The 20,005-nt window shown below is 63.8% G+C and carries 18 protein-coding genes; 14 read left to right on the plus strand and 4 right to left on the minus strand.

Translation table 11 applies throughout. The features are described 5' to 3' along the window. Positions 1–393 precede the first annotated feature (393 nt). Positions 394–1,326, minus strand: a complete 933-nt coding sequence (locus VGV41_RS00005; RefSeq protein WP_326861584.1) for a LysR family transcriptional regulator — start codon at positions 1,324–1,326, stop codon at positions 394–396. Positions 1,327–1,443: 117 nt separating this feature from the next. On the opposite strand from VGV41_RS00005, the gene VGV41_RS00010 reads away from it, so the two are divergent. The 8 genes from VGV41_RS00010 (at position 1,444) to VGV41_RS00045 (ending at position 11,026) form a co-directional block, all read left to right on the plus strand. Continuing rightward, on the plus strand, positions 1,444–3,540 hold the full coding sequence (locus VGV41_RS00010) for a hydantoinase/oxoprolinase family protein (RefSeq protein WP_326861585.1): 2,097 nt from the start codon (positions 1,444–1,446) through the stop codon (positions 3,538–3,540). Continuing rightward, entirely contained in the window at positions 3,537–5,213 is a 1,677-nt protein-coding gene (locus VGV41_RS00015) for a hydantoinase B/oxoprolinase family protein (protein ID WP_326861747.1), read from the plus strand. The genes VGV41_RS00010 and VGV41_RS00015 overlap by 4 nt, the downstream gene beginning before the upstream one ends. A 26-nt stretch (positions 5,214–5,239) precedes the next feature. Then, positions 5,240–6,082, plus strand: a complete 843-nt coding sequence (locus VGV41_RS00020) for a fumarylacetoacetate hydrolase family protein (RefSeq protein WP_326861586.1) — start codon at positions 5,240–5,242, stop codon at positions 6,080–6,082. Between the two features lie 83 nt (positions 6,083–6,165). Further along, positions 6,166–7,140, plus strand: coding sequence for a tripartite tricarboxylate transporter substrate binding protein (locus VGV41_RS00025; RefSeq protein ID WP_326861587.1), 975 nt, complete (start codon positions 6,166–6,168; stop codon positions 7,138–7,140). Positions 7,141–7,281: 141 nt separating this feature from the next. Then, positions 7,282–8,235, plus strand: a complete 954-nt coding sequence (locus VGV41_RS00030) for a tripartite tricarboxylate transporter substrate binding protein (protein WP_326861588.1) — start codon at positions 7,282–7,284, stop codon at positions 8,233–8,235. Further along, complete coding sequence (locus VGV41_RS00035) at positions 8,232–8,759, plus strand: decarboxylase (protein ID WP_326861589.1); 528 nt, start codon at positions 8,232–8,234, stop codon at positions 8,757–8,759. The genes VGV41_RS00030 and VGV41_RS00035 overlap by 4 nt, the downstream gene beginning before the upstream one ends. After that, positions 8,759–9,337, plus strand: a complete 579-nt coding sequence (locus VGV41_RS00040) for a thiamine pyrophosphate-dependent enzyme (RefSeq protein WP_326861590.1) — start codon at positions 8,759–8,761, stop codon at positions 9,335–9,337. The genes VGV41_RS00035 and VGV41_RS00040 overlap by 1 nt, the downstream gene beginning before the upstream one ends. A gap of 33 nt (positions 9,338–9,370) precedes the next feature. Next, positions 9,371–11,026: a UbiD family decarboxylase gene (locus VGV41_RS00045; RefSeq protein WP_326861591.1), complete on the plus strand. Its 1,656-nt coding sequence runs from the start codon at positions 9,371–9,373 to the stop codon at positions 11,024–11,026. 27 nt (positions 11,027–11,053) lie between these two features. Here VGV41_RS00045 and VGV41_RS00050 read toward each other — a convergent pair whose 3' ends face one another. After that, on the minus strand, positions 11,054–11,914 hold the full coding sequence (locus VGV41_RS00050; RefSeq protein ID WP_326861592.1) for an alpha/beta hydrolase: 861 nt from the start codon (positions 11,912–11,914) through the stop codon (positions 11,054–11,056). After that, positions 11,911–12,300, minus strand: coding sequence for a hypothetical protein (locus VGV41_RS00055; protein ID WP_326861593.1), 390 nt, complete (start codon positions 12,298–12,300; stop codon positions 11,911–11,913). The genes VGV41_RS00050 and VGV41_RS00055 overlap by 4 nt, the downstream gene beginning before the upstream one ends. Positions 12,301–12,510: 210 nt before the next feature. Here VGV41_RS00055 and VGV41_RS00060 point away from each other — a divergent pair, with 210 nt between their 5' ends. Both VGV41_RS00060 and VGV41_RS00065 read left to right on the plus strand, forming a co-directional pair. Continuing rightward, positions 12,511–13,407, plus strand: a complete 897-nt coding sequence (locus VGV41_RS00060; RefSeq protein WP_326861748.1) for a LysR substrate-binding domain-containing protein — start codon at positions 12,511–12,513, stop codon at positions 13,405–13,407. A 203-nt stretch (positions 13,408–13,610) separates the two neighbouring features. After that, positions 13,611–13,961, plus strand: coding sequence for a carboxymuconolactone decarboxylase family protein (locus VGV41_RS00065; protein WP_326861749.1), 351 nt, complete (start codon positions 13,611–13,613; stop codon positions 13,959–13,961). A gap of 88 nt (positions 13,962–14,049) precedes the next feature. Here the strand turns inward: VGV41_RS00065 and VGV41_RS00070 are convergent, their stop codons facing one another. Further along, positions 14,050–15,024: a tripartite tricarboxylate transporter substrate binding protein gene (locus tag VGV41_RS00070; protein ID WP_326861594.1), complete on the minus strand. Its 975-nt coding sequence runs from the start codon at positions 15,022–15,024 to the stop codon at positions 14,050–14,052. 258 nt (positions 15,025–15,282) lie between these two features. Here VGV41_RS00070 and VGV41_RS00075 point away from each other — a divergent pair, with 258 nt between their 5' ends. From VGV41_RS00075 to VGV41_RS00090, 4 genes are read left to right on the plus strand one after another with little or no spacing between them, the layout of a single operon-like run. Beyond that, positions 15,283–16,263, plus strand: a complete 981-nt coding sequence (locus tag VGV41_RS00075; RefSeq protein WP_326861595.1) for an amidohydrolase family protein — start codon at positions 15,283–15,285, stop codon at positions 16,261–16,263. Between the two features lie 40 nt (positions 16,264–16,303). Beyond that, complete coding sequence (locus VGV41_RS00080) at positions 16,304–16,789, plus strand: (2Fe-2S)-binding protein (RefSeq protein WP_326861596.1); 486 nt, start codon at positions 16,304–16,306, stop codon at positions 16,787–16,789. Beyond that, positions 16,782–17,582: a xanthine dehydrogenase family protein subunit M gene (locus VGV41_RS00085; RefSeq protein ID WP_326861597.1), complete on the plus strand. Its 801-nt coding sequence runs from the start codon at positions 16,782–16,784 to the stop codon at positions 17,580–17,582. The genes VGV41_RS00080 and VGV41_RS00085 overlap by 8 nt, the downstream gene beginning before the upstream one ends. A gap of 12 nt (positions 17,583–17,594) precedes the next feature. Next, positions 17,595–19,991 (plus strand): xanthine dehydrogenase family protein molybdopterin-binding subunit, encoded by a 2,397-nt coding sequence (locus tag VGV41_RS00090; protein ID WP_326861598.1) that lies wholly within the window; start codon positions 17,595–17,597, stop codon positions 19,989–19,991. Positions 19,992–20,005 lie beyond the last annotated feature (14 nt).

Consider the following 20,005-nt stretch of genomic DNA (forward strand, 5'->3'; position numbering starts at 1 on the left):
TGCGCATCGCCGAGATCGCAGAGGCCAAGGCTCCCCGAGGCGAGGACGCGGAGTAAGCCCGCCCGTCGATGTACTCTCACGGTCGGCTTTCTCGTCGGGATACTCCTCTATCGCGGAACCACAGAAGCCGCATTCGGTTTCCGCTTCGAACGCAGAACCCTCGGCCGAGGACTACGAATGGAATTACGAAGCGGCATACTCGGTCTTTTTTTTGCTAGCCGGTGCTTCGGCGTCGCACGCGACTCCCATGCTTAAGCATGCTTCACCGGCATCGGGTAGCGCCATCCATAACTGTTCTACGACACGACACGACGCGCACGCTGAGCTGATTGGCCAATCGCGTCGACGGGATGAAGCGGACCGCAACAGAAGCGTCACCGCCTCCAGCCGCGGCTATTTGTGAAATGCCGCTTCGTGACGACCGGTGTCCTGCAAGATCGTGCGGGTAAGAGACCTACAGATCATCGCGATCTGCTCACGCATCCAGCGATGGGCCGGATGATCCGTTGTGCCTGCGTGCCAAACCATCGTTATCGGAATAGGGCCGAGCGGCAGGGGGTGGGCAATGATGTCGAAGCCGCTGCGCGCCAGACAATATTCCGCCGTGCTTCGGAATGCGGCCGTCACGAGATCGGAGCTCTCAACGAGGAATAGGGCCGAGATGAGTTGTGTGACGCTCATGCTGATGTGTCGTTTTGCTCGCTTTCGCTCGAGCATGTGGTCCAGCAGGCTCCCCGCCTCGCCAGAAGGGCGAACGAGCACGTGGCGTGCTGCAGCAAAGCGAGGAAGCGTCAGACGCCCGCGGGCCAGGGCGTGCGTGGAGCGCATGAGCGCGACATATCGGTCCTCGAACAACAACTTAGACTTGAAGCGCTTCGGAAGATTTGGATTGAAGCCGAGCGCCAGATCGACCTCTCCCGAATCCAACATGGCCGGAAGCGTGCGCAAGACCTTGCTCTTGAGCCGCAGTTCGAGGCCGGGCGCCAGCTTTTCCATTCGCTCGGCAAGATGCGGCAGAACGACGATGGACACGTGGTCCGATACCGCCATCTGGAATGTCCATTTGTTGCCGCCGGGCGGCATGACCGGCGGGTCGAGCACGACCTCGAGCTGCCGCAGCGCGTGCGACACGGGGCCCGCCAAGGCAACCGCGCGCGGCGTTGGCTCCATCCCCTGAGCGGTCTTGAGAAACAGAGGATCGCGCAAATGATGCCGCAACCGATTGAGGGCGTTCGATGTCGCCGGCTGGGTCAGGCCCAGCCGCTGGCTCGCCGCCGTGACGCTACGTTCCCGAATCAGCGCGTCGAACACCAGCAGCAGCCGCATGTCGAAGCCAGCTAAATTCACGGCCTGAATGACCTCATGTGAAGTATTGATTTCAAAAATACAGTGGACAGCCCCATTATTGCAATGCCCTGAGGCCGGGAGAGGGAGACAGCGCGCGTGTATCGCTTTGGCGTCGATATCGGCGGGACATTCACTGATTTGGTCATCCAGGACGGTGAAACCGGCCTCATCGAAACGCTGAAGGTGCCGTCGACGCCCGACGATCCGTCCGAGGCCGTATTGAATGCGGTGCGGCTGGCCGCCTCCGATGAAAAATTGAAGATCGACCTTGGCAGCGTCGTCCAGTTGATCCACGGCACGACGGTCGCGTCGAATACGATCCTCCAGGGAGTCGGTGCGCGGACCGGTTTGCTGGTCACCGCGGGGTTTCGCGACCTGCTCGAGATTCGAAGGCACAAGCGCTATGCGCTCTTCGACGCCGCCTATCGCAAAGTCCCGCCGCTCGCGCCGCGTGAACTGACCGTGGGCATTCCGGAGCGCATCGGCGCGGACGGTGGCGTGGTCGAGCCGCTCGACGAAGACGCCGTGCGCCACGCGGTGGCGAAGCTCGCCAATGCCGAAGTGGAGTCGATCGCGATCTGCTTCCTGTTCAGCTTTCTCAACGACGCGCACGAGAAGCGGACGGAGGCTATCGTCCGCGAGATGCTGCCGAAGTGCTTCGTGTCGAGGTCCAGCGCTATCTACCCCCAATACCGCGAGTACGAGCGGGCGAGCACGACCGCGGTCAACAGCTATCTCGGGCCGCGCGTGTCGCACTACATCGACCGGCTGTCCGCGGAAATCGAAGGCACCGGTTTAAAGGCGCCACTTCAGCTCATGCAGTCGAACGGAGGCATCATCTCCGCCGCTGAAGCAAGCACCTTCCCATGCCGCATCGTCGAATCGGGTCCGGCAGCCGGCGTCATCGCCGCGGCGTATTTCGGCTCACTGCTCGGCCGCAAGAACATCATCGCTTTCGATATGGGCGGCACCACCGCCAAGGCCGGGCTGATCGAGAACGGTGAGGTCCGGCTCGCCTCCGGTCAGGAGGTTGGCGCCGGCGTGAATATGTCGCGACTGTTGACCGGCGGCGGCTATTTCGTCGGCGCTGCGACAGTCGACCTGGCGGAAGTCGGCGCCGGAGGCGGTTCGATCGTGCGACTGGACGACGGCAACGTACTCAAGGTCGGCCCGGAAAGCGCGGGCGCCGTGCCGGGGCCCATCTGCTACGCGAAAGGCGGTAAGCGCGTCACGATCACCGATGCGAATGTCCTGCTCAACCGGATTCCGGCCGATCACTTCCTCGGCGGCAAGATGGCGCTCGATGTCGCCAGCGCGCGCGGCATCGTCGAGTCCGACATCGCTGATCCTCTGTCGATCAGCGTCGAAGAGGCCTGCGGCGCCATCGTGGAGATCGCAAACGCCAACATGCTGAAGATGTTGCGCATCGTCTCGGTGGAGCAGGGCTACGACCCGCAGGACTTCTGTCTGATCCCGTCCGGCGGATCGGGTCCCGTTCACGCCGTCGAGCTGGCCGAAGATCTCGGCATTCGCGAAGTGATCGTTCCGCCGTCACCCGGTCTGCTCTCGAGTCAGGGACTTCTGTCGGCCGATGTCCGTTACGATTTCCGCCGCACGTTCGTGGCCTCGGTCGGCACGCTCGATTTGACGGAACTAACTGGCATTGTCGACGACATGCGGTCGGAAGGCGAGCGCTCGCTGCAGAGCTACCGCATTCCGGCGAACTCGATCGAGATATCGTTGTCGGCCGAGATGCGTTACCTCGGCCAGGCCTACGAGCTGAGCGTGCCGCTTCCGCCGGATGGCTTCGACGCTGCGGCGCGCGGGGAGATGATCGAGTCTTTCCATCGGAAGCACGAGAGGCTTTACGGTCGGCGGCACGCCGAAGGCGATGTGCAGATCGTCAACGTCCTGCTCACCGTCATCGGACGCGTCCAGGCGGTGCGGCATCCGGAACTGGCGCGGGTCGAGGGGGCGCCGGAGCCCATCATGCGCGCGCGGACATGGTTTCGTGGCCATCCGGTCGACGACTGTCCGTGCTACAGCCGCGAAACGATCCGCGCCGGTCATCGCTGGCAGGGGCCTTCCGTTGTCGCCGGCCAGGATTCAACGCTCGTTGTGCCGCCCGGCTGGAACGTCGCGTGCGACACCTACGGCAATCTGCTGATTACCCGCGTCGGAGATGCGGCATGAGCGAGACCCCCCGCCTCGATTCGTATCGTCTCGACATTCTGTCGAGCGCGTTGACCGCGCTGACCGAGGAAATCGAGATCACGCTCCTTCGGTCAGCCTACTCGCAAGTCGTCAAGGAAGCGCAGGACGCCTCTTGTGCGATCTTCACCGACGAGGGGCGAATCGTCGCCCAACCGGTCGTCATTCCCGGCCATCTCGGCTCGATGAAATATATGCTCGCCGCCTGTCTGAAGGCCTATCCGAAGGCCGGGCTTGTACCCGGCGACGTGCTCATCACCAACGACCCCTATCAGGGCGGCAGCCACCTTCCGGATATCGCGCTGTTTCGTCCGATCTTCGATGGCGCCGAGCTCATCGCGTTCGCCGGCTGCATCATCCATTACACCGATGTCGGCGGCATGGTGCCTGGGTCTAATCCGCAGCGCGCCACCGAACTGTACCAGGAAGGGCTCGTCCTGCCGCCAATGAAGCTCTACGAAGCGGGCCGTCCCAACGAGACGTTACAAAAGCTCATTCGCGCCAACGTCCGCAACCCGCATATTTTCTTCGGCGACCTCAACGCGCAGGAATCGGCGCTTCTGACCGGCGAGCGTCGGATGCAGCGGCTGGTCGAGCGCTTCGGCGGCGCCGGCATCAAGGCCGCGATGGAGTCCTTAATCGAGATCACCAGCCGCAAGGCTTTGGCCGAGATTTCCGCGATGAAGCGCGCCCGATATCAATTCGAAGACTTTATGGACCACGACGGTATCAATCTCGATCGTCCAGTAGGCATCCGCGTATGCCTCGACGTGCTCGAGGATCGTCTGCGCTTCGATTTTACCGGCACCGATCCGCAGGTCATGGGGCCGCTCAACGCCCCGTTGTCGAAGACATGGACCACCGTGTTCTACTGCGTCATGTGTGCGCTATCGAACGACATCGCCTTCAACGACGGCCTCGCGGACGCCATCGAGATCTACGTTCCGGAAGGCACCGTTCTCAATCCGCATCACCCGGCGCCGGTCAATGCGCGTTCGGTGACGGTCAATCGCGTCGCCGACGTTGTGCTCGGAGCTCTCGCCCTCGCGGTGCCTGAGCGCTTGGGCGCGCAGGCCTGCGGCGTGCCGACCGGCGTGTCGTTCGGCGGCATCGACCCGCGGACCGGGCGCAATTTCGTTTTCTACGAAAGCTATTGCGGCGGGATGGGCGCCACGCAGCATGGTGATGGCGCCGACGGGATCAGCACCGGTACGTCGAATGCCATGAATATTCCCGTGGAAGCTGTCGAGATCGACTATCCTATCCGTATTCGTCGCTACGAGCTTGCGCCGGACAGTGGTGGCCACGGTCGATTTCGTGGCGGAATGGGCATCGTGCGCGAATACGAGATGCTGGCGGAACGCGCGTCGATCAATGTGCGCGGCGACCGCGCCAAGTTTCCGCCGCGCGGTTTGGACGGTGGAGCCGACGGTGCGCGAAGCCGCTATCGGGTGTGCGAGGCGGCCGGCGAACGTGAGATTCCGAGCAAATATAGCGGTCAGATCCGGCGCGGCGAGCGCTTGATCGTGGTCACGCCAGGTGGCGGCGGCTACGGTCCGCCGGAGACCCGTAATCCGGATCGTCTCGCCGCGGATATCGCGAACGGTAAAATCACACACGGCGTTTTGCGTGCAACTGGCAAACGCCAGGGCTGACGCCGAAACAAGGAAGGGGAGGGATCATGCGGCTTGCGAGCTTCACCGTGGACGGCACCGACACATACGGCGTCATCACGACCGACGGGGTAATCGATCTCGGTGCGCGTCACCGCGACTGCTGGCCTACCCTGCGAGCCGTGCTGACGGCCGATGCGTTGCCACAGATTCGCGATCTTGCCGCGCGCATGGCGCCGGACCATAGTTTAGCGGCCATCTCCTGGCTTCCGGTGCTGCCGGATGCCGACAAGGTCATGTGCATTGGGCGCAACTATCGCGACCATGCCGAAGAGGTCGGCAGCGAGCTTCCGGAAAATCCACGTGTCTTCCTCAAGCATTACACCGCCATCGTCGCGCATGAGACGCCAATCGTCCGGCCAAAAGCGTCCAATCATTTCGATTACGAAGGCGAACTGACCGTGGTGATCGGTAAGCCGGGTCGGCATATCGCGCGCGAGCAGGCGCTGGACTACGTGGCCGGATATACGCTCCTCAACGACGGATCGCTCCGCGACTATCAGAAGCACAGCCTGTTCGCAGGCAAGAATTTCGAGCGTACGAGCGGCTTTGGTCCCTGCATGACCACCGCGGACGAGATTCCGGATCCGCGTAAGCTGACGCTGATGACCCGCCTCAACGGCCAAGAGGTGCAGCGCAGCGGCATCGACATGCTGCTGTACGACATTCCGTTTTTGATTAGCTATCTTTCTCGCGTCACGACCCTTCTTCCTGGCGACGGCATTGCGACAGGTACGCCTGCCGGCGTCGGCTCGCGCAGGAAGCCACCGCTCTGGATGAAGCCGGGCGATAGCGTGGAAGTCGAAATCGCGGAGATCGGCATTCTCCGCAATCACGTTATCGCCGAATGATGGATGGAGTTCGCATTCGTAAAAGTCGGAAGGCGCCAAAGGGGGCCGGCACGAATCGGTGCCCCGCTTATGGAGGAACCAACATGCGGCGGCTGATTTCAATGATCGTCCTTATTTGCTGCGCAATAGGCCCTGCGCCATTCGCATCGGCCGCCGAGACCTGGCCCGACAAGCCGGTCCATTTCGTCGTTCCGTTTCCCGCCGGTTCAGTGACCGATCTGGTCTCCCGCATCGTCGCTGATGGCTTGTCGAAAAAGCTGAAGCAGACGATCGTTGTCGATAACAAGCCTGGAGCAAGCGGCGAACTCGGTAACGAGTTCATCGCCCGCGCGGCGCCGGACGGCTATACTATCGGCTTGGGTACGGCCAGTACTTTGGCGGTCGCGCCGAGTCTCAATCCACACCTCGCGTACGACCCGCTGAAGGACTTTGCTTTTGTCTCCCTTGTCGGCCAAGCCCCTTATCTCCTTGTCGTCAATAGTGAGGTGCCTGCCAAGAATATCAAAGAGTTGATCGACCTCGCCAAGGCGAAGCCCGGCGCATTGAATTATTCGACGGTCGGGCCGGCCAGTCTCGCGCAATTTGCCGGTTCGCTTTTTTCGAGCATGGCCAAGGTCAAGCTGACCGCGATTCCATACAAGTCGGCGACGCATGCCGCTCTCGATCTGGTCAAAGGCCGCATCCAGATGCAGTTCGGCGCAACGGCGGCGACGCTTCCCTTCATCAATCAAGGCAAATTGCGGGCGCTGGCCGTCACCAGCCAAGAGCGTCTGGACGTGCTGCCAGATGTACCGACGATGAGCGAGGCAGGGCTACCCGGCTACGAAGCGGTGCTCTGGATGGCCGTCGTTGCGCCTCGTGCCACGCCGCCCGATATTGTCGAGCGATTGAACCAGGACATTCGGGCGGTTTTGGCGGAGCGGGACGTGAAGAAGCGGCTGGCCGGTGAAGTTCTTCAGGTGGAAACAAGTAGTCCTGCCGAACTCCAGACCCGCATAGCGACGGATATCGCCAAATGGCGTGCGTTAGCGAAGGAAATGGGCATCAAACCGGAATAGTCCCTGCATAAAGCCGGCGCGATTGCTGTTTTCAAAAATGTCAAAGGTGGGTTCCCAATTGTCCATTGCTACGCCGGTTCACGCTTCGATAACGTCGCCCGCAAGCTGCCTGCGTTCGAAGCAGCGATAGGAGGAGGCACCATGCGAACAATCCTGGCCGCGGCGGCGGTGAGCGTCGCATTGGCTACGTCGCTGCCCGCTCAGGCCGCATGGCCTGATCAAACCATCAAGATCATAGTGCCGCTGCCCGCAGGTTCGGCCGCGGACACGGTCGCGCGTGTCATCTCCAAGGAGCTGTCGGTTAAGCTGAACCAGACAGTGATTGTCGTGAACCGTCCGGGCGCCAGCGGCGAGATCGGCACGAGCGAGGTCGCGAAGGCCGACCCGGATGGTTACACCTTCGGCATCGCCACGACGACGACGCTCGTCACGGCGCCGCTGCTCAACACGGCGAAATACGACCCCGTCAAGGATATCGCGCCGGTCGCGTTGATCGGTACCTCTCCTTACGTGCTGGTCGTCAATGCCAAGGTCCCAGCGCAAAACCTCAAGGAGTTCATCGCGCTCGCCAAGAAGAGACCGGTGACCTACTCGTCGGTTGGCGAAGGCAGCCTCGCTCATCTGGCAGCCTCGCTGTTTGCGCGAACGAGCGGCATCAAATTGACGGAGGTCCCTTACAAGAGCTCGACGCTCGCCATCGTCGACCTGCTCTCTGGCCGCATCGATTCTCAATTCGGCATCCTGACGACCACGCACCAATACATCAAAGAGGGGAAATTACGCGCGCTCGGCATCACGTCGACGAAGCGGGTGGCGCGGTTCCCCGATCTGCCGACGCTTTCCGAGGAAGGCCTCCCGGATTTCGAGGCGTTGCTCTGGCTCGGCCTGATCGCGCCGGCGAATACGGCGCAGCCCATCGTTCAAAAAGTGAACGCCATCATCAACGACATGCTGGGGCGCCCGAAGGAGCAGGAGCTGCTCGCAAATCAGGCGATCTACGCCGCTCCGATGTCTCCAGCCGAGATGAGACAGATGGTCGAAAAAGAAATCTCCAAGTGGAAGGCTGTGTCGCAAGAGGACAGACGATCGAAATGAGCACCGAGACCGGCGCCGCGACCCTTCTCGACGGTGGCGCGATCATCCGCGTCATGCTTCAGGCGGCGCTCGACACGATCGTCGCCTTGCCGGATATCACGACCAGCGCCGGCTTGCTGTGGCCGCTTTCGCGCCAGCCAGACGTCAATCTTGTCCGTATCTGCAAGGAGGACGAGGGCGTTTCGATCTGCGCCGCGCTCGCGCTTTGCCGCAAGCGATCGGCGTTGCTGATGCAGCAGACCGGTTTGTTCGACTCGCTCAACGCCGTGCGCGGCATCGCAGTCGAATACAAGCTGCCGGTGTGCATGTTCGTCGGCCTGCTCGGCAAGGAACCGGGCGTGCCGCCGTCGCAGAACAAAAAGTATTCCGTGCGCACCGTGCTGCCGGTCCTGGACGCGATGGAAGTGCCCACGCTTTCCATCGAGGAGAACAGCGACATCGCCAAGATTCTCGAAGCTGTGGACCGCGCCTACGCGGAATCACGACCGCTCGTCGTGCTGTTCGGCCGGAGGGTGAAGCCGTGATGCTGCGCACCGACTGCCTGAAGGAGATCGCCAGACTGCGGGGCGACGCTCTGGTCGTCGCCGTCTATTCGTCGGCTTTCGAATGGATCGGTATCTCGCCGCACCCGCTGAATTTTTTGTCCGTAGGCGCCATGGGACAGGCGTCGTCGAGCGCGCTCGGCTTCGCCATCGGCCTGCCGGACCGCAGGATCATCGTGCTCGACGGCGACGGCAGCCTGCTGATGAATCTCGGCAGTCTGGTCACCATCGCCGGCGTCGCGCCGGCTAATCTGACCCATTTTGTCTGCCAGAACGGCTGCTACGAGGCGAACGGCGAACATCCGATCCCTGGCCAGGACAAGATTTCCTTCTCCGGTTTTGCCCGCTCCGCCGGCTATCGCGTCGTGACGGAATTCTCCGATCTCGATACGCTGCGCACCGAGCTGCCGGGCTTCATGCAGGCGCCGGGACCGTCGTTTGCGACCCTGCACGTCCGGGCCGGCCAGAAGCCGGAGCTCGATTATTCGCTCGTGCACGGCCCCGAGGCGCGTCGGCAATTCCAGGCCAGCCTCGCCGCCACGTTGGATTCGCGGAGCTGAGCTCCGGTACCCCTTAACTTCGGAACGCAAGCGATGAACGCCCAGCCCCCACGCACCGTCAGCCTCGATCTTCAGTCGCATCTCGCCGAGCTGGAGCGCCGCGGCCTGCTCGTGCGCGTCGACGACCCGATCGACAAGGACACCGAGCTGCATCCGCTCGTGCGCTGCCAGTTCGTCGGCGGTCTGGCGGAGCGCGACCGCCGCGCCTTCCTGTTCACCAATGTCGTCGACTGCACCGGCAAGAAATACGACATCCCCGTCGTCGTCGGCGCGCTCGCCGCATCGCCGGAGATCTATTCGATAGGCATGGGCTGTCCGGTCGATCGCATCCGTTCGGCCTGGGCGACGGCCATCGCCAACCCGATCCCGCCGACGGTGGTCGAGCGCGGCAGTTGCCAGGACGTCGTCATCACCGGCGAGGACCTGAAGAAGCCCGGCGGCGGTCTGGCGCGCCTGCCGGTTCCGGTGTCCACGCCGGGCTTCGATGCCGCGCCGACACTGACAGCGACGCTCTGCATCACCAAGGATCCGGAGAATGGCATCGCCAACATGTCGACCAATCGGGCGGCGCTGAAGAGCACCGACCGCCTCGCGGTGCGCATGTCGTCGCGCATCGGCGGCTCCGGCGGCTACCGTCATTGGCTCAAATACCAGAAGCTCGGCCAGCCGATGCCGTGCGCCATCGTCGTCGGTGCGGCGCCGGTGATCGCCTACAACGGCCCGCAGCGCCTGCCGTACGATTTCGACGAACTGACCGTCGCCGGTGCGCTTGCCGGCAGCCCCATCAAGGTCGTGCGCGCCAAGACCATCGACGTCATGGTTCCGGCCGATGCGGAGATCGTTATCGAGGGGTTGATCAGCACCGAGCTGCTCGAACCGGAGGGGCCGTTCGGCGAGAGCACCGGTTACGTGGCGCTCGAAGACTACAATCTGTCGATGGAGGTGACCGCGATCACCCATCGCAAGTCGCCGTTATTCACTTCCATCATCAGCCAGGTGACGCCCAGCGAATCGAGCGTCATGCGCAAGGTGGCGCTCGAGCCGCTCTTCCTCACGCATCTCAAGGACGGCATCGGTATTCGCGGCATCAAGCAGGTGTCGATGCACGAAAACCTGAGCAACCTGCGGCCGCTGATCTTCCTGCAGTTCGCGGCCGATACGCCGCGTACGGAAGTCTGGCGCGGCCTGCAGGCTGCCGCCTCGCGCATCGCCGACTGCGGCAAGATCGTTATCGCTGTGAGCGAAGACGTCGATCCGGCCAACCCGAACGCCGTGTTCTGGTCGATGGCCTACCGCTCAAACCCAATCGAGGACGTGCTGGTGGTGCCGTTCCGCTCGCCCGGGCACGGGCCGAGCTCCGACCGCAAGCCGGGCGTCGAGCCCGATCCGCGCACGGCCAACTCGACACTGCTGATCGACGCTACCCTGAAGCATCCGATGCCGCCGATCGCGCTACCGGCGAAGCCTTACATGGAGCGCGCGCAGGAAATCTGGAATCGACTGAAGCTGCCGCCGGTGCATTTCCAAGCGCCGTGGCACGGCTATGCGCTCGGCGACTGGAGCGATCAGTGGGAGGCTTTTGCGCAGAACGCGGCCGCGGCGAAGTGGGAAGAGAACGGCGCCAACACGCTGGCGCGTCGCCGCGGCGGTCTCAAGCCCGAAACATCGGTTCGCTCGATCGAAGACTAGGTGACGGGTAGGCCTCGCGCCTCGTCGTCACCGCGCCGTCAGCCGCGTCCGTATCGCATCGAGAACGGGCAAAAGATATTGGCGAAATTGCTGCGGGTTCTCGCTCATGGCGAAATGCCCGATCTCTTTCATGATGATGACTTCCGCGCCTGGAATTGCGGCGGCAGTTTGCCGCGTGTTCTCGGGCGTGCATGAGAAGTCGTATTCGCCGGTCATCAGGTAGAGCGGGCACACCGACGTGTCGATCTTGGAGAGGTCGGGCCTGAGGTCGGAATCGGCGCGATAGAAATAGATATCGCCTTTGAACACGCCCGGTCCGCTCTGCATGTATTGCCAGAGCGTCTCCCAGCGACAATTGCTGGGGCTTTGCGGCGCGACCATGCCGGACACGATGCCGGCGCACACTTCGCCGCCGTGCACGTCGGGGCGGTGCAACCAGCTCGAATCGTACCAGCCTGTTTGGTACGCGGCGCTGTCGAGGCCGATGAGCGCGGCGAACTCGTGGGCGTGGCGCATCGCGAGCGGCAGAACGATGCGGCCGCCGATGGAGCAGCCGAGCGTCACCGGTTTCGTCAGGCCGAGCGCGTCGCGGAAGGTGCGGATGAGCTCGATATAGGCGTCGGTGGTGAGCTGATATTCTTCATCCTGCCAGCCGTCGGGCGGCGTCGACTTGCCATGCCACGGCATGTCGAACGCGATCACCCGAAAATGGTCGGTGATCGCGGTGTTCGTCATCATGTGACGAAACTGGCGGCTGTCGGAAGCGGCCGTGTGCAGACACAAGAGTGGAATGCCCACGCCGGCTTCTTCGAAATAGATGCGATGCGGCCGGCCCTGCAACGTGAGGTGGATGTATCGGCCGATGATAGGTTCGATCGCGGCTGTCATCGCGGCACATCGTCGGCAAGGGCCCGCGGGGCTTCGAGCAGAGCCTTGAAATAGAGGAGATTGGTCATCAAGGGGCGGATGTCGCCTTCGATATGGAATTCGCCGAATTTCGCCAGCGCGAAGATGTCGTGGAACCCGGGCGCCGGGTGCCGCGCCCAGAACTGGCGCCAGGCGTCCTCGCGGCCGCGGATTGCGAAGGACCAGGAGCGCATCACCAGCGGTCCGCGCGACAGGCTCTCGATGCGACCCTGGACGATGGACAGATAAAACGGCGTTGTGCCGACCTCGATCATCATGTCGGTGCTGAGATAGCGGCCGCGCCGCAACACAGCGGGATTTCCGTTCACGAGCGCAGGCAGCCGCTCGATCAGGTCGGGAAGGGGCATTCCGCTGTCCTGGCCGTTCGGCGGCTCTATCGATGCCGCCAAATGCGTGTTTTCGCGGTGCAACCGCAACGTTGCCGGGCACGAATGCGAGGCCCGGCAGGCTTGGTTCGTTCATTTGACTTGGGCAGGCAAATTCGTAATGGGTAATGTCGATTGAGTTTTCCTCAACGAGGCCGCGTTTTGGCAAGGTCAGTACCGCCTCTGAATCCGTTGCACGTGTTCGAGGTGGCGAGCCGCGTCGGCAGTTTCACCAGGGCGGCCGAGGTTCTGAGCGTTTCGCCGTCGGCGGTGAGCCGGCAGATTGCGGCTCTCGAGGCCTTTCTGGATGTCCGCCTGATCCATCGTTCGCGTGACGGCAATGTTCTGACCGAGGTCGGCGAGGAGTATTACCGCGAGATCGCCCCGGCCTTCGAAACGATCACCTCGGTGACCGACCGCATTATGCGGGCGCAGGACAGCGCACCGCTGAACGTCCGCGTTCCCTCGACCTTCGCCGTGCGCTTTCTCATCCCGCGGCTGTCCGAATTCCGCACCGAGCACCCCGGAATCAATGTTCGGATCGTCACCGGCTTCGGCTCGGTCGATTTCGTGCGCGAGGACGTCGATATCTCGATCCAGGTCGGCTCCGGAGACTGGCCGGGGACCGAAAGCCGGATGCTATTCGCAAATTGGGTGCAGCCGATGTGCAGCCCCAGCCTGTTCAAGGCCCGTCGCCCGCTCCGCACCATCGATGACCTGACGTCGTACCGGCTACTGATTTCCGCCAATCGGCGCAACGACTGGGTCGACTGGTTGACCGCAGTCGGCCGGCCGGATTTTCCGTTGGCGCGCATGGAAATCATCGAATTCCCGAATTCCATGCTGGCGTCTCAGGCCGCGGTCGACGGGCTCGGCATCGTGATCGGGCAGGTGCCGGTGCTCGCGCCAGAATTTGCCGCGCTCGAACTGGTGCGGCTGTTCGACAAACCAGTACGGCAGGGTTCTTATTACGCCGTGTGGCGTGCGGAAACCGGCCCCAGCCGCAAGACACGGCAGTTCCTGTCCTGGCTGCAGCGGCAGCTCGATCCGGTGCTTGCGAAGCTGTCGCAGGATCCCGCCGCAGCCTAGCCGCGCCGGCGGGCATGCGGAAAAGTCACGCCAGTGTGCCGATAGCGAAATTGCTCCGTCCGGGGCGGCGCGCAATAAATCGAACCAGCGGTTCCCGGCGCGAAGACAGGCGCGCCGGCACGACTGCAATCGCACCCAATTCAGGAAGGGCCGCCCCGGCCCGGGAGGAAAACGTGGCTGCTGACGACACCTACGAGCAGGGCATGAGGGTGCGCCGCTCGATCCTCGGTGATGCCTGGGTCGATCGATCGCTGAAGAACCGCAACGCCTTCAACACCGAATTCCAGGAGATGATCACCCGCCATGTCTGGGGCGAGATCTGGACCCGGCCGGCCATCGATCACAAGACCCGCCGCTACATGGTCATGTCGATGATGATCGCGCTGCATCAATGGGAGGAGTTCAAGCTGCACGTGCATTCCGCACTGACGCACGGCTTCACGCAGGACGACATCAAGGAAATCATCCTGCAGGCGACGGTCTATTGCGGCGCGCCCGCGGGCAACCATGCGATGCACGAGGCGGCCCTGGTGTTCAAGGAAACACCGGCGTGATGTCGATTGAGCATCGATCGCTCAAGCAGAAACGAACGAGGGCGCCCCGAAGGCGCCCTCGCCACATCACGATGCCAGCCCGGCCTGATTATTCCAATTTGATGCCGGCTTCCTTGATGATCGCGCCCCATTTCTTGTAGTCGCTCCTGATCAGCTCCGCGTAGGGCTCGACACCGGCTTCGCCGTAGCTGGCGCCCTGCTTGGCCAGGATGCTCAGGTAGGCCGGATCCTTTTGCGCCGCGGTCATCGCGCTCTGCAGCCGCTTTATGATCGGCGCGGGCACCTTGGACGATACGTTGAAGCCGAACCAGCTCGAGGCAACGACGCCGGGCAGGCCCCCTTCGGCCATCGTGGGCACCTTCGGGATCGTCGCCTGGCGTTTCGTGCCGGCGACCGCGATGCCGACGACCTGGCCCGCTCTGATCTGGGGGGCGATGCTCGGGGTGGAGGCAAACATGGCGTCGATCTGGCCACCCATCAAAGCGGGCGTCGCCTGGTTGGACGTGCGGAACGGTACGTGGATGACGTTGACTTGCGCCTCGTGCTTGAACAGTTCGATGGCGAGGTCGGTGACGGCGCCGACGCCGGCCGATCCGAACGTCACCTTGCCCGGGTGCGCCTTGCAATAGGCGACGAACTCCTTGAGCGATTTGATGCCGAGCTTTGGGCTGATGGCCAGCGTCAGTGGCGACTCGTAGACGAGGCCGAGCGGCACGAAATCCTTCTCGACGTCGTAGCTGACGTGTTTGGCGTGCGGCAGGATGGCGAACGGCCCGATGGCGCCGAGCAGGATCGTGTAGCCATCCTGCTTGCTGTCGCGCGTATAAGCTTCTGTGGCGATCAGCCCGCCGGCGCCGCCCTGGTTTTCGATGACGACCGGCTGGCCGAGCTGGCGACTCAGCGGCTCGGCAACGAGGCGCGCGCCGGTGTCGCTGGGCCCGCCGGCGCCATAGGGAACAAGCACGCGGATGGGCCGTGTCGGATAATCTGCCGCGCCGGCGGCGCCCTGCGCCGCGAAGGCGAGAAGCGCGGCGGCCATGACGGCCTTGGCATAGATACGCATAGGTGGATCCTCCCGAGGCAAAGCTCGTTGTCGGCCGGCTTGCCAGCCTATTAGCTAGCAATTGACGACGGCGGCGGAGATTGCAAAAAACTCACACGTCCTTGTCCATTAAGAAATTGCTGGGTATCCCCAAAGCCTCTAGCGATTTCGCGTTGCCCGGGCGCTAAGTAGCGAAGCACACAGGCGAAAGTGGGCTGGACCCTTGGGCACGCGACCTGCGGAATTTCATTGGGCGTTCGGCCCAGCAGAGCAAGAACGATGATCATCGACGCCCACGCGCACTTCGTCCCGCAGAGTTTCCTCGATGAGGTACTGTCGCGGCCCGGTCTGTTTCCGTCGGTAAAGGCCGCGTCCGGGCGGGATGGCGTACGCTTCACCTTCGCCAACCAGGACGCCAAGCGTCCTGTGCCCAACGGCATGAGCGACGTCGAGCGCCGCCGCAAGGGACTCGCCGCCCGCGGCATCGACAAGCAGGTGGTCGCCGGCTGGCTCGACGTGTTCGGCTACGACATTCCGGCCGACGAAGGCCTCGAGTGGAGCCGCTTCTTCAATTCGCATCTTCTGAAGGCGGCTGCGAGCACTCCATTCCTGGTGCCGCTCGCGACGGTGCCGATGCAGTCCGGCAAACTCGCCGCGCGGGCGCTCGAAGAAGCGCTCGATCAGGGCTTCCACGGCGCCATGATCGGCACGCAACCGAAGGGGCAGGGCGGTGTCCTCGACGATCCCGAACTCGAGCCGTTCTGGGAGGTCGCCTCGGCCCGCAAGGCGGCGATCTTCATCCATCCGACGTTCGGCGCACGCGACGACCGGCTCAAGGCCTACGGTCTGGTGAGCGCCGTCGGCCGCGTCACCGACACCACGATGGCGGTGGCGCGCCTTTTGTATTCCGGCCATCTGGTACGGTACCCAGGCGTAAACCTGATCATCTCGCACGGCGGCGCCGCGTTGCCGGTGCTGTTCGGCCGCCTGCGGCGCAGTTTCGCGACCGCGCCGGCGCAGAACGCCGATCCGGCACTCGGCTTTCACAGACTGTATTTCGACTCGGTGGTCTACGACGCGGCCACCATCCGCTTCATTGCCGAGCAGGCCGGCGCCGATCACATCCTGATGGGTACCGACGAGCCGTTCGTCATCGCTGAACCGGAGCCGGTCAAGCTGATCGACGCGTGCAGTTTCGGCGCCGCCGACCGGCAGGCGATCCTCGGCGGCACCGCGGCGCGGCTGTTCGGGATTTCATAGAGCCAGGGCACGTCATGACGGCCTGCTCGAGGACAAGCACATGCCCCTCGTCTCGATGACGGTCAACGGCGTCCGCCGTGAGGTTGAGGTTGAAGCGCGGACGCTGCTGGTTCAGTTCTTGCGCGATCATCTGCGGCTGACCGGCACGCATGTCGGCTGCGACACCAGCCAGTGCGGTGCATGCACCGTTCACGTCGACGGTGTGGCGATCAAGTCCTGCACCGCGTTGGCCGTGGCTTGCGACGGCGCGACCGTGACGACAATCGAGGGGTTGCAGAACGGCGACGAACTGCATCCCATGCAGCGCGCGTTCCATGAGGAGCACGGCCTGCAGTGCGGCTTCTGCACGCCCGGCATGATCATGTCGGCGATCGATATCGTGCGCCGCAACGGTCACGATCTCGACGAGTACACGGTGCGCAAGCAGCTCGACGGCAATATCTGCCGCTGTACCGGCTATCACAATATCGTGCGCGCCATTCGCGCGGGCGCCAGCGCGATGCGTTCGGGGCAAGCCGATGCATGATTTCATCTATCATCAGCCGCAGGATTTGAACGCGGCCGCACGTCTGCTCGGCGCCAAGGCGGAAGCCAAGCTGCTTGCCGGCGGCATGAGCCTGCTGCCGTCCCTGAAGCTGCGGCTGGCGCAATATTCCGATCTCGTCGCTCTCAAGTCGATCGCGGCGCTGCAGGGAATCCGGCGCGAGGGCGATACGCTCACCATCGGCGCCATGACCCGGCACGCGGTCGTTGCCGCGTCCGAAGAGGTGAGGCAGGCCATTCCGGCTCTCGCCGTGCTCGCCGGCGGCATTGGCGATCCGCTGGTGCGCAACCGCGGCACCATCGGCGGATCGATCGCCAACGCCGATCCCGCCGCCGATTATCCGTCGGCCGTGCTCGGCCTCGGCGCCACCGTGATCACCGACCGCCGCGAGATCGCCGGTGATTCATTTTTCACCGGATTGTTCGAAACGGCGCTGGACGATGGCGAAATCATCACCGCGGTCCGCTTCCCCATGCCGCTTCGCTCCGGCTACATGAAGCTGCCGCATCCGGCGTCCCGCTTCGCGCTCACCGGCGTGTTCGTCGCGCAGACGCGGGCCGGCGTGCGCGTAGCCATCACCGGCGCCGGTGCTTCGGTGTTTCGTCTGACGGCGGCCGAACAGGCGCTGTCTGTCGACTTCTCGCCGGCGACGCTCGATGGTGTTGCCGCCGATCCGAACGGGCTCACCTCCGATATCCACGCCAGCGCCGAATATCGCGCGCATGCGATCATTGTGTTGGCCAAACGCGCGGTCGCCGCAGCGCAGCCGCGGTAGGACGACAGCAAGATGCACGCCCCCGCCACCAGCACGCGCATCGGCCAACCGGTTCCGCGCAAGGAAGACTTGCGGCTGATCACGGGACGCGGCCGGTACACCGACGACCTCAACGTCGACGGTCAGGCCTATGCCGTGATGGTGCGCTCGCCGCATGCGCACGCCAATATTCTTGGCATCGACACGCGTGCGGCGTCTGCCGTGCCCGGCGTCATTGCTGTCCTGACCGGCGCCGACTTCATCGCCGATCAGATGAAGCCCATCCCCAACAAGACGTTCTCGCTGCATCCCGCGGAGATGCCGCTGGTCAATTCCGACGGCACACCGGCGTTCAACATGCCGGACTATCCGTTGCCGGCGGACAAGGCGCGCTTCGTCGGCGAGGCGATCGTCATGGTGATCGCGGAAAGCATCGACGCCGCCAAGGATGGCGCCGACCGCGTGCAGATCGATTACGAGCCGCTGCCGAGCGTCACGTTCACGGTCGAGGCCGCCGCCGCGGGCGCGCCGCGGGTCCGCGACGAGAATTCGTCCAATGTCTGCATCGACGCGCAGGTCGGCGATGCGGCAGCGACCGAAGCCGCTTTCCGCAAGGCGGCCCAGGTCGTCAAGGTGAAGACTTGGATTCCGCGCGTCGCCGGCTCGCCGATGGAGCCGCGCGCGGCGATCGGCGAATACGATCCGCAGACCGGGCACTACACCATCTACACCTGCAGCGGCTCGACGCTGCGGCTGCGGCGCGACCTGTCGCTCGTACTCGACGTGCCGGAAACGCATGTGCGTCTGGTCATCCGCGACGTCGGCGGCAATTTCGGCACTCGCGGCGCCATCTTTGCCGAGCAACCGCTGGTCGCCTGGGCGGCGCGCCGCATCGGCCGGCGGGTGAAGTGGACGAGCGAGCGCAGCGAACTTCTGCTCAGCGATTATCAGGGCCGCGATCTCGCCGTCGAGGCCGAACTCGCGCTCGCCGCCGATGGGACGTTCCTAGCGATGCGCGGCTCGAACGTCGGCAATCTCGGCTCGCACACCGGCAATTTCTCGATGGTCCAGAAGGGCGTCGAGATCATGTCGAGCATCTACCGGATGCCGGCGGCGCATTTTCGCGCCCGTGCGGTCTTGAGCCACACGGCGCCGACGCGGCCCTACCGCAGCTCGGGCCGGCCGGAAGTGATCTACGTGATGGAGCGCCTGATCGATCTGGCGGCGCGTCAGGCCGGTTTCGATCGCGTCGAATTGCGACTGCGCAATCTCGTGGCGCAATCGGAACTGCCTTACCGGAATCCGTTCGGCCTCGTCTATGACAGCGGCGATTATATCGGCGTGATGAAACGCACGCTCGTGCTTTCAGACTGGGATGGCTTCCCCGCGCGCAAGGCGGAAGCGCGCAAGCGCGGTAAATATCGCGGCATCGGCGTCGCCAACTACGTCGATACGGCCACCGGCATTCCGCGCGAGAAGGCAAGGATCACGGTGCATCCCGACGGCAGCGCCGAGCTGGTGATCGGCACGGTCTCCAACGGGCAGGGGCACGAGACGAGCTTCGCGCAGTTGCTCAACGAATGGCTCGGCGTGCCGTTCGACAAGGTCCGTCTCGTCACCGGCGACACCGACATCGTCGACGTCGGCGGCGGCACGCATTCGGGGCGCGGCATGCGGCTCGGCAGCATCGTGATATGGCGTGCCTCGAACAAGGTGATCGACAAAGCGAAGCAGGTCGTCGGCCTGCTGCTGCAGAAGAGTCCCGCTGACGTCGTCTTCGCCGATGGCACCTTCACCGTGGCGGGCGAAGCGGTCATGCGGCTTGCCGAAGTGGCCGAAGCGATGGCGACGCGCGCGGACCTGCCGCAGGACTTGCGCGGTCCGCTCGGCGCCGAGTGCGACGAAACGGTCAACGAGGCTGGCTTCCCCTATGGCTGTCACGTTTGCGAAGTCGAGATTGATGCCGACCTGGGCCTTGTCGAGATCATCCGCCACACCACCATCGACGATGTCGGCAAGGCGGTGAACCCGCTGATCATCCACGGCCAGACTCACGGCGGCATTGCGCAGGGCGTCGGACAAGCGCTGCTCGAGCATTGCTTCTACGATGCGACCTCCGGACAGATGCTGGCGGGATCGTTCATGGACTACGCCATGCCGCGCGCCGACATCCTGCCGTCGTTCACCACCGACATCAGCGAAGTGCCGTCGACCACGCACCCGCTCGGCATCCGGCCGGCCGGTGAGGGCGGTACGACGCCGGCGCTCGGTGTCGTCATCAACGCCATCGTCGACGCGCTGTCGGAGTTCGGCGTGACGCATATGGAGATGCCGGCTACGCCGGAGCGGATCTGGCGCGCCATCCATGGCAAGCCGCAGCGCTCGCGCATCGTGCCGGATGCGGTCGAGCAGGACATTTCGCTAAGCTGAATAGGCACAGCGGC

Source organism: Pseudolabrys sp. (assembly GCF_035943735.1).
Lineage (GTDB): Bacteria > Pseudomonadota > Alphaproteobacteria > Rhizobiales > Xanthobacteraceae > Pseudolabrys.

Excerpts from the sequence above, each read along its gene's own strand:
- VGV41_RS00085 (WP_326861597.1), top strand. The coding sequence starts at position 16,782 with ATGCATGATTTCATCTATCATCAGCCGCAGGATTTGAACGCGGCCGCA.
- VGV41_RS00030 (WP_326861588.1), top strand. The coding sequence starts at position 7,282 with ATGCGAACAATCCTGGCCGCGGCGGCGGTGAGCGTCGCATTGGCTACG.
- VGV41_RS00090 (WP_326861598.1), top strand. The coding sequence starts at position 17,595 with ATGCACGCCCCCGCCACCAGCACGCGCATCGGCCAACCGGTTCCGCGC.
- VGV41_RS00020 (WP_326861586.1), top strand. The coding sequence starts at position 5,240 with ATGCGGCTTGCGAGCTTCACCGTGGACGGCACCGACACATACGGCGTC.
- VGV41_RS00055 (WP_326861593.1), bottom strand. The coding sequence starts at position 12,300 with ATGCCCCTTCCCGACCTGATCGAGCGGCTGCCTGCGCTCGTGAACGGA.
- VGV41_RS00050 (WP_326861592.1), bottom strand. The coding sequence starts at position 11,914 with ATGACAGCCGCGATCGAACCTATCATCGGCCGATACATCCACCTCACG.
- VGV41_RS00065 (WP_326861749.1), top strand. The coding sequence starts at position 13,611 with ATGAGGGTGCGCCGCTCGATCCTCGGTGATGCCTGGGTCGATCGATCG.
- VGV41_RS00040 (WP_326861590.1), top strand. The coding sequence starts at position 8,759 with ATGCTGCGCACCGACTGCCTGAAGGAGATCGCCAGACTGCGGGGCGAC.
- VGV41_RS00005 (WP_326861584.1), bottom strand. The coding sequence starts at position 1,326 with ATGCGGCTGCTGCTGGTGTTCGACGCGCTGATTCGGGAACGTAGCGTC.
- VGV41_RS00045 (WP_326861591.1), top strand. The coding sequence starts at position 9,371 with ATGAACGCCCAGCCCCCACGCACCGTCAGCCTCGATCTTCAGTCGCAT.
- VGV41_RS00025 (WP_326861587.1), top strand. The coding sequence starts at position 6,166 with ATGCGGCGGCTGATTTCAATGATCGTCCTTATTTGCTGCGCAATAGGC.
- VGV41_RS00015 (WP_326861747.1), top strand. The coding sequence starts at position 3,537 with ATGAGCGAGACCCCCCGCCTCGATTCGTATCGTCTCGACATTCTGTCG.
- VGV41_RS00070 (WP_326861594.1), bottom strand. The coding sequence starts at position 15,024 with ATGCGTATCTATGCCAAGGCCGTCATGGCCGCCGCGCTTCTCGCCTTC.
- VGV41_RS00075 (WP_326861595.1), top strand. The coding sequence starts at position 15,283 with ATGATCATCGACGCCCACGCGCACTTCGTCCCGCAGAGTTTCCTCGAT.
- VGV41_RS00080 (WP_326861596.1), top strand. The coding sequence starts at position 16,304 with ATGCCCCTCGTCTCGATGACGGTCAACGGCGTCCGCCGTGAGGTTGAG.
- VGV41_RS00035 (WP_326861589.1), top strand. The coding sequence starts at position 8,232 with ATGAGCACCGAGACCGGCGCCGCGACCCTTCTCGACGGTGGCGCGATC.